This window comes from Kitasatospora sp. NPDC005751, from assembly GCF_040630835.1.
Taxonomy (GTDB): Bacteria; Actinomycetota; Actinomycetes; order Streptomycetales; family Streptomycetaceae; genus Kitasatospora.
On the sequence record NZ_JBEXYC010000007.1, the window covers coordinates 20,130 to 34,371 of the forward strand.

A 14,242-nucleotide genomic window follows, 5' to 3' on the forward strand; every position below is an offset into this window, starting at 1 on the left:
CCGGCGCAACACCCGTGTGGTGGCCGAGAACTGACGGACGGGCGGGAGCGGCGGGCGCCGAGCGGCCGCCGCCCCGACCGTGCCGGATCAGCGGTGGGTGAACTCCGGCGGGCGCTTCTCGGCGAAGGCCGCCATGCCCTCCTTCTGGTCCGCGGTGGCGAAGGTCGCGTGAAACAGCCGGCGCTCGAAGCGAACGCCCTCGGCCAGGGTGGTCTCGAACGCCCGGTTGACGCTCTCCTTCATCATGATCGCGGCGGGGGTGGACATCTGCGCGACCGTCTCCGCGGTGGCCAGCGCCTCGGCGAGCAGCTCGCCGGCCGGGACGATCCGGGAGACCAGGCCGGCCCGCTCGGCCTCCTCGGCACCCATCATCCGGCCGGTCAGGCAGAGTTCCATCGCCTTGGCCTTGCCGACCGCGCGGGTCAGCCGCTGCGAGCCGCCGATCCCCGGGATGACCCCGAGCTTGATCTCCGGCTGGCCGAACTTCGCGGTGTCGGCGGCCAGCAGGATGTCACAGAGCATCGCCAGCTCGCAGCCGCCGCCGAGGGCGAAGCCGGCCACCGCCGCGACGACCGGCTTGCGCAGCTCGCCGAGCCGGTCCCACGGGCCCAGCCAGTCGTCCAGGTAGACGTCGGGGAACGCGTTGCCCTGCATCTCCTTGATGTCGGCGCCGGCCGCGAAGGCCTTCTCCGAGCCGGTGATCACCATGGCGCCGATCTCCGGGTCCCGGTCGAACGCGGTGGCGGCCGCGACCACCTCGTTCATCAGCTGGGTGTTGAGCGCGTTCAGCGCCTTCGGCCGGTTGAGCGTGATCAGCCCGACCCGCCCCTTGCGCTCGACCAGGATCGTCTCGTAGGTCTCGGTCATCGCCGTTGACTCCCATTCCGCTGCTCGGCACCACACCGGGTGCGTCCTGACCACCCAACGATCTACGACGGGCCCCGCCTCGCGCCAGTCTTGCCATGCGAGACGGTGGTCACGGGCTCCGGCGTCCGGCGGGTCGGCTCCGGCCGGGGCCGGTCCGCCGCCCCGGCCGGAGCCGACGGCGGTCAGGCCAGGCCGAGTTCGTCGCCCTCGCGCGGGGCGAAGAAGCGGTCGACCTCGGCCGCGGTGACGCCGGCCGGCTCGGCCGGGGACCAGCGCGGGGCACGGTCCTTGTCGACCACCTGGGCGCGGATCCCCTCGACGAGGTCCGGCGTGGTCAGCGCGTGGCAGGAGATCCGGTACTCCTGGTCGAGCACCGCCTCCAGGGAGGGCAGCGTGCGGGCCCGGCGCAGCGCGGCCAGGGTGACCTTGACGGCGGTGGGGGCGTTGCCGAGCAGCTGTTCGGCGGCCTCCTTGGCCTCCGGGACGCCGCAGCCGAGCAGCCGCTCGACGATCTCCTCGACGGTGTCGGCCGCGTAGCAGGCGTCGATCCACTGCCGCCGGTCGGCCAGGGCGGCGGGCGGTGCCGGGGCGGCGTGGGCGGCCACGGCGGCGGTGAGGCCGGCGCCGGTCAGCCCGGCGGTGCCCGCCAGGGCGGCGAGCAGCGCGGGGATCCGCGCGGTGGGCACGAAGTGGTCGGCGAAGCCGCAGTACAGGGCGTCGCCGGGGCCCATCGAGCCCGAGGTGAGCCCGAGGTGGAGGCCCGACTCGCCCGGGGCGCGGGCCAGCAGCAGGCTGCCGCCGACGTCCGGGACGAGGCCGATCCTGGTCTCCGGCATCGCCACGACGGACCGCTCGGTGACGATCCGCACGGCGCCGTGGGCGGAGAGGCCGACCCCGCCGCCCATGGTGATGCCGTCCATCACCGCCAGGTAGGGCTTCGGGTAGCGGGCGATCAGCGCGTTCAGCCGGTACTCGTCGCGGAAGAACGCCCGGGCGCCGGCGCCGCCCGCCTTGGCGTCGTCGTGCAGGGCCCGGATGTCCGCGCCCGCGCAGAGGCCGCGCTCACCGGCGCCGGTCAGCACCACGGCGCGCACCGCGTCGTCCGCCGCCCAGCCGTCCAGGGCGGCCCGGACGGCCCGGATCATGTCGTGGGTCAGGGAGTTGATCGCCCTCGGCCGGTCGAGCATGATCCGCCCGACGCCGCCGTCCCGGTAGGCCTGTACCTCTGCGCTCATCGGGCCCGCTCCCGTTCGTCGTCGCTGTCCGTCGTGGAGAACTCCGCCGTCACCGTACCCCCGGCGGGTGGCCGCCCCGGCGGCCGGGGACGCGCCGCTACGCGCCGGAGGCGGCGCCGGGTGTCCGGCGCCGCCTCCTGGGCGCTCCCGTCGGCCGTGGTGCCGGCCGTGGTGGGGCTACGGCACGACCCGCCCGGTCACCTCGCCGAAGCCGACCACGGCGCCGTCGCGGCCCGGGGCGGTGGCGGTGATGACGACCTCGTCGCCGTCCTCCAGGAACGTCCGGACGGTGCCGTCCGGGAGCTTCAGCGGCTCCTCGCCGTTCCAGGTCAGCTCGATCAGGGCGCCCCGGGTCCGCGGCTCGGGGCCGCTGACGGTGCCCGAGGCGAAGAAGTCCCCGGTGCGCAGCGAGGCGCCGTTGGCCGTCAGATGGGCGAGCTGCTGCGCGGCGGTCCAGTACATCGAGGCGAACGGCGGGTGGGAGACCGGGTGCCCGTTCAGCCGGACCTCCATCGCGAGGTCCAGGCCCCACGGCTCGCCGCCGCGGTCGTCCAGGTAGGGCAGCGGCTCGACGTCCCGGGCGGGCGGGGCGACCCGGGCGTGCTCCAGGGCGTCCAGCGGCACGATCCACGGCGAGACCGAGGTGCCGAAGGACTTGCCGAGGAACGGGCCGAGCGGCACGTACTCCCAGGCCTGGATGTCGCGCGCGGACCAGTCGTTGACCAGGCAGACGCCGAACACGTGCTCGCGGAAGGCGTCCAGCGGGACGGGCGTGCCGAGCGCGGACGGCGTGCCGACCACGAAGCCGACCTCCGCCTCGATGTCCAGCCGGCGGGTCGGTCCGAAGGACGGCGCCGGGTCGGCCGGAGCCTTGCGCTGTCCGTGCGGGCGGACCACCTCCGTCCCCGAGACCACCACCGTGCCGGCCCGGCCGTGGTAACCGATCGGCAAGTGCTTCCAGTTGGGGGTGAGCGGCTCCGAGCCGGGGCGGAAGATCCGGCCCAGATTGGTGGCGTGGTGCTCGGAGGCGTAGAAGTCGACGTAGTCGGCGACCTCGAACGGCAGGTGCAGCTCCACCTCGGCCAGGGGCAGCAGCAGCGGCGAGAGCGCCGCCCGGTGGGACTCGTCGGTGAGCCAGCGGGTCAGCGCCGCGCGCACCTCGGTCCAAACCGGACGCCCCGCGCCCAGCAGCGGATTGAGGCTCTCGGCGTCCAGCAGGACGGACGGCTCCCCGGCCGCGCGGGCGGCGGCCCCGGCGTCGAGGACGAACTCCCCGACGCGTACGCCGATCCGCCGCCGGCCCGGCCGGTCGGCGGCGGTGAAGACGCCGTACGGCAGGTTGTGCACGCCGAACGGCGAGTCCTGGGCGCTGGCGAGCCAGCTGCGGGGGGTGCTCAACGGTCCTCCTGGGGCATGGGACTGGGCGACAGCAGGCCGAGCCCGGCCAGGTCGTCCAGGGGTTCGGCGACACTACAGGTGCCGAACGCGGTGAACGAGTTCCTGATCACCGTAACCTGACGGTCGGTCAGTTCGCCGATCGCCTTGGCCAGCACGGCGCCGGAGCGCTCGGCCAGCACCTCGGCGGCGGCCGACCGGTCGGTCTCCTGTGCGGCCAGCAGGACGTTCAGGAAGCCGTGGTGCTCGAAGCCGGTGACCGGATCGGTGTGCCGGACGGCGTGGTGCAGCCCGGCGGTGCACTTGTACGGCAGGCCGCGCTCCGCGCAGCCGGTGAGGAAGCGGGCCAGCTCCTCCTCGTCGGGGAAGGCGCCGGCCACCACTCCGCCGGTGCGGAACTTCGCCCGGTACGGGCTGTCGACCAGGACGTCCAGGGCGTCGCCCAGCGCGTCGCCGCGCAGCAGTTCGCGCGGCAGCTCCACGGCGGCCGGGACGTCCGGCGGCAGCAGCAGGTCCAGCGCGGCGACCGCCTCGCCGGCGTCCCGGGTGGCCAGCTCGACGCCGGCCACCTCGAACGGCGCGGCGGCCTCCAGGGCCGGGCCGAGCTCCGTACTGCCCCCCGGCAGTACGAGCCCGACCCGCAGCGGCCCGGTGTGCCGGGCCGGGTCCGCGGCGGCCGCCAGCTCGCCGAGCCGGCCCGCCCCGCAGAGCAGCGGGCCGACCGCGGCGGCGTACCAGGCGCTCCGGTGCGCCCGGTGGGCCGGCACCGCGTCGGCGAGCGGCAGGTTCCCGGGCGGGAACACGGCCGCGTCGTCGAAGAGGTCCCGGAACAGCTCGGGGATCGCGCTCATCGCGCGGGCCCCCGACCGGCCCAGGTCCACGCGTAGTTGCCGTCCTCGGAGGCCCGGCCGCCCTCGCCCAGCTCCAGTGGCCGGAAGGTGTCCACCATCACCGCGAGCTCGTCGAAGAACTCCGCGCCGATGCTGCGCTCGTACGCCCCCGGCTGCGGGCCGTGGGTGTGGCCGCCGGGGTGCAGCGAGATCGAGCCCTGGGCGATGCCCGAGCCCTTGCGGGCCGCGTAGTCGCCGCCGCAGTAGAACATCACCTCGTCGCTGTCCACGTTGGAGTGGTAGTAGGGGACGGGGATCGCGAGCGGGTGGTAGTCCACCTTGCGGGGCACGAAGTTGCAGATCACGAAGCCGTTGCCCTCGAACACCTGGTGAGCGGGCGGCGGCTGGTGGATCCGGCCGGTGATCGGCTCGTAGTCCCGCACGTTGAGGACGTACGGGTACAGGCAGCCGTCCCAGCCGACCACGTCGAACGGGTGGTGCGGCACGGTGTACCGGGTGCCCGCGACGCCGTTCGGGCCGCGGTGCTTGACCAGCACGTCGACGTCCGTGCCCTCGACGAGCAGCGGGCCGGCCGGACCGCGCAGGTCCCGCTCGCAGTACGGCGCGTGCTCCAGCAGCTGGCCGTACTTCGAGAGGTAGCGCTTCACCGGGGAGATGTGGCTGTTCGCCTCGATGCAGTAGGCGCGCAGCGGCTCGTCGCCGGCCGGCACCCAGCGGTGCGTGGTCGCTCGGGGGATGACCACGTAGTCGCCCTGGCCGACCGCCAGCGTGCCGAAGACCGTCTCGACCGTGCCGCTGCCGGACTCCACGTACACGCACTCGTCGCCGAGCGCGTTGCGGTACAGCTCGCTCGGGGCCCCGGCGGCGACGTACGAGATCCGCACGTCGCCGTTGCCGAGGACGAGCCGGCGGCCGCCCACCACGTCGGCGGACTTCCACTCCTGGCCCGCGAACAGCTCGTGCAGCTTGAGGTGCCGGGGGAGCAGGGGGTGGTTGGGCACCGTCGACTGGTCCGGCAGCTCCCACGGCACGGCGTCCACGACGGCCGAGGGGATGCCCCGGTGGTAGAGCAGCGAGGAGTCCGAGGAGAACCCCTCCTCGCCCATCAACTCCTCGTAGTACAGCCCGCCTTCGGGGGTGCGGTGCTGGGTGTGCCGCTTGGGCGGGATGCTGCCCAGCTGCCGGTAGTACGCCATCGTCCTGCTCCTCCTGGCCCGTTCGCCGACTGGCCCGTTCGCCGTTCTCGCTCCGATCGGGGGTGCTGATCAGAGGTTGCCGCGGCGGTCCTGCTCGCGCTCCAGGGATTCGAAGAGCGCCTTGAAGTTGCCCTTCCCGAAGCCGAGCGAGCCATGCCGCTCGATGAACTCGAAGAACACGGTCGGGCGGTCGCCCTGCGGCTTGGTGAAGATCTGCAGCAGGTAGCCGTCCTCGTCGCGGTCGACCAGGATGCCGCGCTTCTTCAGCTCCTCGACCTCGACCCGGACCTTCCCGATCCGGGCGCGCAGCTCCGGGTCGTCGTAGTACGAGTCGGGGGTGGAGAGGAACTCCACGCCGTTGGCGCGCAGGATGTCGACGGTGGAGAGGATGTCGTTGGTGGCGAGCGCCAGGTGCTGGCAGCCGGGGCCGCCGTAGAACTCCAGGTACTCGTCGATCTGCGACTTCTTCTTGGCGATGGCCGGCTCGTTGAGCGGGAACTTCACCCGGTGGTTGCCGCTGGCGACGACCTTGGACATCAGTGCGGAGTACTCGGTGGCGATGTCGTCGCCGACGAACTCGGCCATGTTCACGAAGCCCATGACGCGGTTGTAGAAGCCGACCCACTCGTCCATCCGGCCGAGCTCGACGTTGCCCACCGCGTGGTCCAGGGCCTGGAAGAGCCGCTTCGGGTGGCCGGCGGTGCGGGCCACCCTGGTCTCGGCGGCCACGAAGCCCGGCAGGTAGGGGCCGTGGTAGCGGGAGCGGTCGATCAGGGTGTGCCGGGTCTCGCCGTAGGTGGCGATGGCGGCGCGGCGCACGGTGCCGTTCTCGTCGGAGACGTCGTTCGGCTCCTCCAGCACGGTGGCGCCCTGGGCGCGGGCGTGCGCGATGCACTTGTCGACGTCCGGCACCTCCAGGGCCAGGTCGACGACGCCGTCGCCGTGCCGGCGGTGGTGGTCCAGCAGCGGGCTGTCCGGGGCGACACCGCCCTTGATCACGAAGCGGCAGGAGCCGGAGCGCAGCACGAAGGCCTTGCGGTCGCGGCGGCCGGTCTCCGGACCGGAGTAGGCGACCAGCTCCATGCCGAAGACGGACTGGTAGAAGTGGGCCGTCTGGGTGGCGTTGCCCACCACGAACACGATGGCGTCCTGCGCGGTGACAGGGAACGGGTCCGTGGCGGGGTCGTGCTCGACGAGGCCGACGAGGCGGCGGAGCTGCTCGGCGTCGAGACCGGCCTCGCGTTCCTCGGGGGTCAGCTCAAGGGCGTGGGACTGCGGGGTCATCGGTCGTTCCTCCACATTGAGGCCTCGGCATTGAGGCATCCGCTTGAGGCGGCCGCACCGCTGGGTGGGTGGTGCGGCTGAGCGGAGAGCTTGCTCCTGTCGGGGTGGTTGGGCAACAGGTCGGGATTTCACTGTTCAATGTGTACAAGCTGGTCAGGAAATGGCCGGTCCGGCTGCACAAAATGCCTGGTCGTCCGGGGTGGTTCGCGAGAGGTCTGTACGGCGGTCGATCGGGGCCGGTCGGGGCGGTGCCGGGGGGGTTCGGGTCGGGTCGGTGGGGGCGCTCAGGGGGTCGTCGGCGGGCCGCCCGGCAGGTACCGCAGGAACCAGTCGCGGGCCAGCTCGGCGACCCGGTCGAGCGTGCCCGGCTCCTCGAAGAGGTGGCCCGCGTGCGGCACCACCGCCAGTTCACTCTCGCAGCGCAGCCGCGCCCGCGCCTGCCGGTTCAGGTCGATCACCCGGCCGTCCAGGCCACCCACCACCAGCAGGGTCGGCGCGGTGACCTCGGCCAGTCGGCCGGGACCGGTGAGGTCGGGACGCCCGCCCCGGGACACCACGGCGCGCACCCCCTCGCCCAGCGCGGCGGCCGTCGTGAGCGCGGCGGCCGCGCCGGTGCTGGCCCCGAACAGCCCGAGCGGGAGAGCCCGCTCCCGGCCCTCCGGCAGCTCGGGCAGGAGCCCGGCCGCGGCGGTCAGCCGGGCCCCGAGCAGCTCGACGTCGAACACCTTCCGCCGGTCCGGCTCCTCGTCCTCGGTGAGCAGGTCGAACAGCAGGGTGGCCAGGCCGGCCCGGTTCAGGGCGGCGGCCACCCGGCGGTTGCGCGGGCTGTGCCGGCCGCTCCCGCTGCCGTGGGCGAACACCACCACGCCGGCCGCGTCCACCGGGACGGTCAGCCGGCCGGCCAGCCGGACACCCGCGACCGGCAGGACCAGCTCACGGTCGACCCCGCTGCCGGCCGCCCCGGCGCCGTCCTGGGCGGGCGCGGCCCGCGCCTCGGCGAGGTGGCGCAGCACCTCCTCGTCACCGGTCTGCGAGAAATCGCCGTAGAACTCGCCGATCGCGAAGAACGGCGACGGCGTGCCGACGCAGACCAGTTCGTCCGCGATCCCGGCCAGCCGGGCCGTCCAGTCGTCGGGCGCCACCGGAACGGCCAGCACCACCCGGGCCGCCCCCCGGGCCCGGACGATCACGCAGGCGGCCCGGGCCGTGGAGCCGGTGGCGATGCCGTCGTCCACCACGACCACGGTGCGGCCGCGCAGCTCCTCGGGCGGGCGCCCGCCCCGGTAGCGGCGGGCCCGCCGCTCCAGCTCCGCGCGCTCGCGCAGCTCGACGTCGGCGAGCTGCCCGGGCGTGACGCCGACCAGCCGGATCACCTCGTCGTTGAGCACCCGGACGCCGTCCTCGCCGATCGCGCCCATGCCCAGCTCGGGCTGGCGGGGCACCCCGAGCTTGCGGATCACGCAGATGTCCAGCGGGGCGCCGAGCGCGGCCGCGACCTCGGCGGCCACCGGGACCCCGCCGCGCGGGAGGGCGACGACGACGGTGCCGGGGCCGCGCAGGTGGCCGAGCAGTTCGGCCAGCCGGCGGCCCGCGTCGGTGCGGTCGGTGAAGTGGGTCCGGGTGCGGTGCATGACGCGGCCTCCGGTTCCACCGTACGTCGGCGGGCGGCGCCGGGGGCCGGCCGTTCCCGCCTCCGGCGGCCGGTGGGTGCCTCGCGCCGCACGCCGTCGCCCCGGCGGCCGGCATCCCCGGGGGACCGGCACGAAGTACGGGACGTTCGGCAGGGATCCGGTGCACTACCCGCTCCCCTACCTGCGGGCCCGGAGCTGGGAGCGGTCATAGCGCCCGCGCGCCCTGACCTGCCCGTTCCGGTCCCGCCCCTGTCCCGGTCCTGCCCCTTCCCGGTCCCGCCCCTTCGCGGTCCTGCCCGCGCCCGGCCTGTCCCGGTCCTGCCCCGGCCCGTCCCGGTGCCGCCCCGGCCCGTCCCGTGTGCCGACCGGGCCGGGACGGGCAGGGCGGCTCAGGCGCCCGGGGCGTCGGGCGGGCCATCGTCGAGATCGGAGAACCCGGGAGGCCGGAGCAGTCGCAGCAGGAGCGGGAGGTGGATCGCGATGGGCGGCACCACCGTATTCGACCGTCGGATCCAGGCCGGACCGGCCGGCATCGCGCTGGCGGTGCGCCGGGGCGACGGTTCCTGGGCCGAACTCGCCGAGCGGACGGCCGCGTTCGGGGCCGATCGGTTCCTGCTCGTGACCGACGGCGCGGCACCCGCCGACCACCTCGCCAGGGTCCGCGCCATGGCCGCCGCGCAGGCGCCGTGCACCGTCATCGACCTGCGGTCCGCGCCGCTGCCGGACCGGCCTGCCCCGGGCGAGGGCACCGGTGGCCGCACCGTCGTGATCGCCCTCGGCGGTGAGCGGGCCTGCGCGGTCGCGGCCGACCTGCGGCTGCCGACCACCCTGGCGGCGGCCGTCGGGCCCGCGCTCGCGCTGCGGCGCCCGCCCCCCGAGGCCCGCGCGCTGCCCGACCGCACGGCGCCCGCGCTGGTCTGGGTCCGCGGCGATGTGCTGGCCGACCGGCCCGCCGCTGAGACCAGGGCGGGCATGATCGGCGTGATCCGGCACGTGCTCGCCGTCTGCCCGGCGCAGTACGAGGCGCTCGCCGAGGCCCTCGACCCCGAGGCGCGCTACTCCGAGCGCACCGTCGCCGGCTTCCTCGCCGTCTGCGCGGACGCCCGGGCCGCCCTGGTCTGCTTCGACCCGTTCGAGACCGGCCCGGCCCTCGCCCTGGGCTACGGGCGGCGCCTCGGCACACTGGTTCGCCGCCTGGCCGGCCGCCTCTTCGCGCCCGGCGAGGCCGAGGCCCTGGGACTCCTGCTCGCCGCCCGCCTCGCGGTCCGGCTCGGCCTGCTGGACGCGGCCGGAGCCTGGGCCCACCGCGAACTGGTCGCCCGCAACGGCTCGGTGACCGGCCTGCCCGGCGGTACGGACGTGGCGGCCCTCGCCGACGCGCTCGGCGCGGCGCTCGCTCCCGGACCCGGTCTGCTGCTGCTCGCTGGTCTCGGGCGGCCGTCCTGCGTGGCCGGCCGGCTGCTCACACCGGTGGGAGCAGCGCCGGTGCGGGCGGCGGTGGAGGGGCTGGGTCCGGTCGGGGTGCCGTCCGGTCGGGTCGCGGAGCTCCTGCCGGTGACCGGCTGAGCGCGGGGTCCCGGTGCGCGGCACCTCCGGACCGGGCGGGGCCCGGCAGCGGGCGGGAGCAGGACGGGACACGGTCACCGTGCGACCGGGACGACGGGCGGCACACCGTGGAACGGCAGGGCGGACCGGACCGGGCCGCCGCCGACCAGAAGGAGTCACCGCCATGACGGGCACCGTCATCACCGACCTCCGCCGACGCGGCGCCGTCGACCCCAGCCGCGTGCTGACCGGGCCGCTGCGCGCGGTCGGACTGCGGTGGCTCGACCCGGGCCGCGCGACCGAGGTCATCGCCGAGGGCGTCGAGCACGCCCTCTACGTCACCGCCGGTTCGGGGACGGCCACCGGCCCGGACGACGACGCCGAGGAGGCGCCCGACGCCGGGTTCCCGCTGGTCGAGGGCACCGCGCTGACCCTGCCGCTGGGCGGGCGGACGGTGCTCACCGCCGGCACGGCGGGACTGGAGTTCTTCCAGGCCGTCCTGGCCGTCGCCGGCCGTCCGACCGGGTCCGAGGCCCCCGGGCCGTCCGGGGGACGGCGGCGCGCCGACGGCCACGCCGGGGACCGCCCCGGAGGTGACGGCCCGGGAACAGCCCCTCCGGACCGGCCCCCGCGCCCCCGGCGGTCCGCCGATCCGGAGCACCCCGAACAGCCACAGCACCCCGAACAGGCACAGCACCCCGAACATCCCGAGCACCCCGAGCACCCCGAACACCCCGAACACCCGAAGGGAGGCGAGTCACGGTGATCGTCACCGCCGCCGCAGGCTCCGCCGCCGTCATCCTGGGTCCGAACGGCGAACGGATCCGTCTCCGCTGCCTGGCCCGCCGCTCCATGCTCGCCAGTGCCTGCGAGTCCTTCGACCACCTGCGGCTGAGCCCCGGCGCCCGCCACACGCTGCCGGGGCAGGCCGGGACCGAGGTCGCCCTCCATGTGCTGCGCGGCTCCCTCCTCGTGGGGCAGACGCCCGGCGAACCGAACCACCTGGCGGTCGACGGCGACCTCCTGCTGGCCCGTCGGGGCACCCCGCTCCAACTGGAGGCCGGACCGCTGGGTGCCGAACTGCTCTGCCTCACCCTGGCCGCGGCCCCCCGCGCCACCGCCCGCCCGGCCCCGGCCCGGCGGCGCACCGAGTCGCGTACCCGCCCCTGACTCGCCCCGAGCCCGCCGGCCCTCCCGGCCCGGGTGCTCCGCTCCGGAGCGCCCGGGCCGGACGGCTGTCCCGGCCCCACGCCCGCAGGTGCACCCCGGCCCGCCCCGACCCGCGCCGGGGCCGCCCCATGTGCGCGGGGCCGTACGGCGTCCGGTCCTGCGCGGGCCGCCGCCCCGTTCGCCGCCCTGTCCGAAGTCCCGCCCGAAGTCCCGGAGTGGGACCGGAACGGGACGGCGGGCCCATGCGCCCGGGGCGGCGGCCCGCGCAGGGTGGAGGAAGAACGGCCGACCGGCCCGAACCGGTCGGAAGTCGAAGGATCTGGAGCATTTCCCATGGCAACGAACACGGCAACGAAGACGTTCTGCGTCGCGTCCGTACTCGTCGGCCTGGCCGCGGCAGCCGTCGTGTGTCGGAACGTCGTCGACGGCGCGGCAACCACCCCCGGCCCGGCGCCCAAGCGCGGTGGGACCACGAACAGGTGCAAGCCCGGGGAGAAGGACTGCAAGGGCTGAGGCGCTGTCCGTCCCCGTCCCCCTGAACCCGTCGCCGCCCCCGGTGCAGCCCGCACCGGGGGCGGCGGCCGTTCCTCATGCCGTGCCCGCGCCGCCCTTGGACGGGAAGCGGGGGAGCACGGCCCGCACCCGGGTCCCGTGTTCCCGGGGCAGCGGTGCGACCGTGCAGCTGCCGCCGATCTCGGCGGCCCGGTCGGCCATCGAGCGGACCCCGACCCCGCTCCCCTCGCCGCCCGCGGGCTCGGGCACGGCGTCGCCGTCCGCCTCCCGCCGGTAGCCGACCCCGTCGTCCTGCACGGTCAGCGTCAGCGTCTCGTCGTCCACCCGGACCACCACCTCGGCGCGTTCGGCGCGGGCGTGCCGCAGGACGTTGTTCAGCGCCTCGGCGGTGATCCGGTAGACGGCCACCTCGACGGCGGCCGGCAGGGGCGGCAGGGGGTCGGGGGTCACGGTGGCGTCGACGGCGAGTCCGGCGCCGCTGAAGGTGAGCGCGAGGTGCTGGACGGCCCGGGCCAGCCCGAACTCGCCCAGCGGGGCGGGCCCGAGGCGGTCGGTGATCCGCCGGACCTCCTTGATCGCCAGCGCGAGGTCGCCCGAGATCCCGGTCAGCGTCCGCGCCATCTCCCCGCCGGCGTCCCCGGCCCGAGCCTCCTCCCCGGTGGCGGCGGCGACCCCGGCCGCCGCCGAGGCGACGTTGTCCACCCGCAGCCGGAGCCCGGCCAGCACGGGGCCGAGCCCGTCGTGGATGTCCCGGCGCAGCCAGCGCCGCTCCTCCTCCCGCGCCGCGACGATCTGCGCCCGGCTCGCCTGGAGGTCCTCCTGCAACCGCAGCGAGGCGACGGCGGGTGAGACCTGGTCGGCGAGCGAGCGCAGGATGTCGATGTCGCCGGCCTCCAGCCGCTCCTCGCCCTCGCGCAGCCCGACCGTCAACTCCCCGATCGTCGTGCCGTGGTGGACCAGGGCGAAGGCCTGGTCCGGTCCGTCCGTCCGGCCCACGGCGGCCAGCGGGCGGCGGCCGGCCCGGGTGGTGACGCTCAGCGCGACCCCGGGCAGCCGCAGCTCCTCCGCGACGGTGCCGCACAGGACGGCCGGCAGCCGCTCGGGGTCCACCACCTGCCGGACCCGTCCGGCCAGGGTGCGCAGGACCTGGTAGGGCTGGGCGCGGTCGCCGTAGTAGAGCCGGTCGATCACCCCGACCGCCCACCGGGCGGCCCGGGGCAGGGCGGCGCCGAGCCCGAACACCAGGGCGATCAGCGTCAGCCCGGCCGCACCCCGGCCCGGGACCAGCCAGCCGGAGAGCACGGCGGCCACCACCACGAACAGCGTGGTCAGCCCGGTGGCCAGGAGCAGTCCGGTCAGTACCGACCGGGCCGCCCGGTCGAGCCGCCAGCCGCCGTCGCGGATCACCAGGTGGGCGACGGCGACCGCCCAGACCGCGCCGGCGGCGGTGAACAGCCCGTAGCTGAGCCAGTAGTCGTTCTGGAAGCTGCGGTTGTAGTAGTCCTCCAGTCCGGCCCAGAGCAGGTAGGCGCCCAGCATGCCCGCCACGTGCGCCCGGTGGGCCGGGTGCTGCGGCCGGGGCGCGCCGTCGCGGCCGCGCTCCGGACAGGGGGAGGGGCGGAGCAGCCGGACCAGCAGGACGGCGGCGGCGAAGCCGACGAACAGGAAGTTCGCCGGTTCGTAGAGGCTGTCCAGGTGGTCGGCGATCGAGCCGAAGAACCGGGCGGGCGCGCCGTCGGCGAGCGGGTTCGGCCGGCCGTACGAGGTCGCGTGGCCCAGGAACGACAGGCCGTCCGGGATCTCCCAGAGCGCGACGGCACCGATGTAGAGCCACCACCGGCGGTCGGTGAGCCGTCCGTACGGGAGCCAGAGCGGCAGGACGTAGAACAGGGTCTGGCTGATCGTGTTGCAGACCGACCGCAGCACCGCCATCGCCCCCGCGAGGCGCGGATCGGAGAGTTCCACCCAGACGGGTGCCCCGGCGGCGCTGGGCAGCATCGAGGTCAGGGCGTAGACCAGCATCACCCAGCCGAGCGGGCTGCCCGGCCGGTGGGCGTGCAGCAGCATCCCGGCACCGGCGGTGGGCAGTGCGTAGAGCAGGATGGCGAGTTGGTCCCGGGGGCGGTCGACCCCGGGCGTACCGAGGTGGACGAGCACGTAGCAGGTCCAGAGGGTGGCGACGGCCAGGCAGAGGGCCGTGCAGGCCGCTGCGGCGGCGAGCTGCCGTTGGGCGGGCGTCCGGCGGGCGGAGGGCCCGGTGGCAGTCCGCGGCCGGGTCGGGATCACCGTGATCATGGCACCGCCTCGCAACGGGCTCGGGAGAGGTCCGGCGGCAGCCGCGCACCGGGCACCATTTCAGTCTCGACCGCCCGCCGTCCCGGGCGCATGGGGCAGCGGTCTCGTCCTCGGCACGGTGGTCCGTCGCCGCACGGCGATCCGCGCATGTCACAGAAAGTCACTCCCGCATCGCTGGTAGTGTCGGCCAGGTGGACCAACAGCACCCCGTCGAACCGCCCGCCCCGCAGCCGGACGATCGGCCCCGGGCCGCGCCGCCG

General features: G+C 75.4%; 11 protein-coding genes. 3 read left to right on the forward strand and 8 right to left on the reverse strand.

The genetic code is table 11. The features are described 5' to 3' along the window. Positions 1-87: 87 nt before the first annotated feature. From ABZ497_RS09805 to ABZ497_RS09835, 7 genes are all read right to left on the reverse strand, one after another. Complete coding sequence (locus ABZ497_RS09805; RefSeq protein WP_329490440.1) at positions 88-867, reverse strand: enoyl-CoA hydratase; 780 nt, start codon at positions 865-867, stop codon at positions 88-90. Positions 868-1,049: 182 nt separating this feature from the next. Next, positions 1,050-2,102 (reverse strand): enoyl-CoA hydratase/isomerase family protein, encoded by a 1,053-nt coding sequence (locus ABZ497_RS09810; protein ID WP_359804199.1) that lies wholly within the window; start codon positions 2,100-2,102, stop codon positions 1,050-1,052. Positions 2,103-2,279: 177 nt separating this feature from the next. Beyond that, a complete protein-coding gene (gene fahA / locus ABZ497_RS09815) occupies positions 2,280-3,500 on the reverse strand; it encodes a fumarylacetoacetase (RefSeq protein ID WP_359804200.1) in 1,221 nt (406 codons plus the stop codon). Then, entirely contained in the window at positions 3,497-4,348 is an 852-nt protein-coding gene (locus ABZ497_RS09820; RefSeq protein ID WP_359804201.1) for a hypothetical protein, read from the reverse strand. Before ABZ497_RS09820 ends, fahA begins: the two co-directional genes overlap by 4 nt. Further along, on the reverse strand, positions 4,345-5,544 hold the full coding sequence (locus tag ABZ497_RS09825) for a cupin domain-containing protein (protein WP_359804202.1): 1,200 nt from the start codon (positions 5,542-5,544) through the stop codon (positions 4,345-4,347). Before ABZ497_RS09825 ends, ABZ497_RS09820 begins: the two co-directional genes overlap by 4 nt. A gap of 69 nt (positions 5,545-5,613) precedes the next feature. After that, positions 5,614-6,828, reverse strand: a complete 1,215-nt coding sequence (hppD, locus tag ABZ497_RS09830; RefSeq protein WP_329490446.1) for a 4-hydroxyphenylpyruvate dioxygenase — start codon at positions 6,826-6,828, stop codon at positions 5,614-5,616. Between the two features lie 284 nt (positions 6,829-7,112). Beyond that, on the reverse strand, positions 7,113-8,459 hold the full coding sequence (locus ABZ497_RS09835; RefSeq protein ID WP_359804203.1) for a phosphoribosyltransferase family protein: 1,347 nt from the start codon (positions 8,457-8,459) through the stop codon (positions 7,113-7,115). A 480-nt stretch (positions 8,460-8,939) separates the two neighbouring features. On the opposite strand from ABZ497_RS09835, the gene ABZ497_RS09840 reads away from it, so the two are divergent. From ABZ497_RS09840 to ABZ497_RS09850, 3 genes are all read left to right on the forward strand, one after another. Beyond that, on the forward strand, positions 8,940-10,025 hold the full coding sequence (locus tag ABZ497_RS09840) for a hypothetical protein (RefSeq protein ID WP_359804204.1): 1,086 nt from the start codon (positions 8,940-8,942) through the stop codon (positions 10,023-10,025). A gap of 163 nt (positions 10,026-10,188) precedes the next feature. After that, on the forward strand, positions 10,189-10,770 hold the full coding sequence (locus ABZ497_RS09845; RefSeq protein ID WP_359804205.1) for a hypothetical protein: 582 nt from the start codon (positions 10,189-10,191) through the stop codon (positions 10,768-10,770). Further along, positions 10,767-11,174, forward strand: coding sequence for a hypothetical protein (locus ABZ497_RS09850; protein WP_359804206.1), 408 nt, complete (start codon positions 10,767-10,769; stop codon positions 11,172-11,174). The genes ABZ497_RS09845 and ABZ497_RS09850 overlap by 4 nt, the downstream gene beginning before the upstream one ends. 588 nt (positions 11,175-11,762) lie before the next feature. Here the strand turns inward: ABZ497_RS09850 and ABZ497_RS09855 are convergent. Beyond that, a complete protein-coding gene (locus tag ABZ497_RS09855; protein ID WP_359804207.1) occupies positions 11,763-13,982 on the reverse strand; it encodes an ATP-binding protein in 2,220 nt (739 codons plus the stop codon). Between the last annotated feature and the right edge of the window lie 260 nt (positions 13,983-14,242).

Bases quoted from the DNA above. Each gene is read 5' to 3' on its own strand.
- ABZ497_RS09805 (WP_329490440.1), bottom strand. From the start codon at position 867: ATGACCGAGACCTACGAGACGATCCTGGTCGAGCGCAAGGGGCGGGTC.
- ABZ497_RS09810 (WP_359804199.1), bottom strand. From the start codon at position 2,102: ATGAGCGCAGAGGTACAGGCCTACCGGGACGGCGGCGTCGGGCGGATC.
- ABZ497_RS09820 (WP_359804201.1), bottom strand. From the start codon at position 4,348: ATGAGCGCGATCCCCGAGCTGTTCCGGGACCTCTTCGACGACGCGGCC.
- ABZ497_RS09825 (WP_359804202.1), bottom strand. From the start codon at position 5,544: ATGGCGTACTACCGGCAGCTGGGCAGCATCCCGCCCAAGCGGCACACC.
- hppD (WP_329490446.1), bottom strand. From the start codon at position 6,828: ATGACCCCGCAGTCCCACGCCCTTGAGCTGACCCCCGAGGAACGCGAG.
- ABZ497_RS09835 (WP_359804203.1), bottom strand. From the start codon at position 8,459: ATGCACCGCACCCGGACCCACTTCACCGACCGCACCGACGCGGGCCGC.
- ABZ497_RS09840 (WP_359804204.1), top strand. From the start codon at position 8,940: ATGGGCGGCACCACCGTATTCGACCGTCGGATCCAGGCCGGACCGGCC.
- ABZ497_RS09845 (WP_359804205.1), top strand. From the start codon at position 10,189: ATGACGGGCACCGTCATCACCGACCTCCGCCGACGCGGCGCCGTCGAC.
- ABZ497_RS09855 (WP_359804207.1), bottom strand. From the start codon at position 13,982: ATGATCACGGTGATCCCGACCCGGCCGCGGACTGCCACCGGGCCCTCC.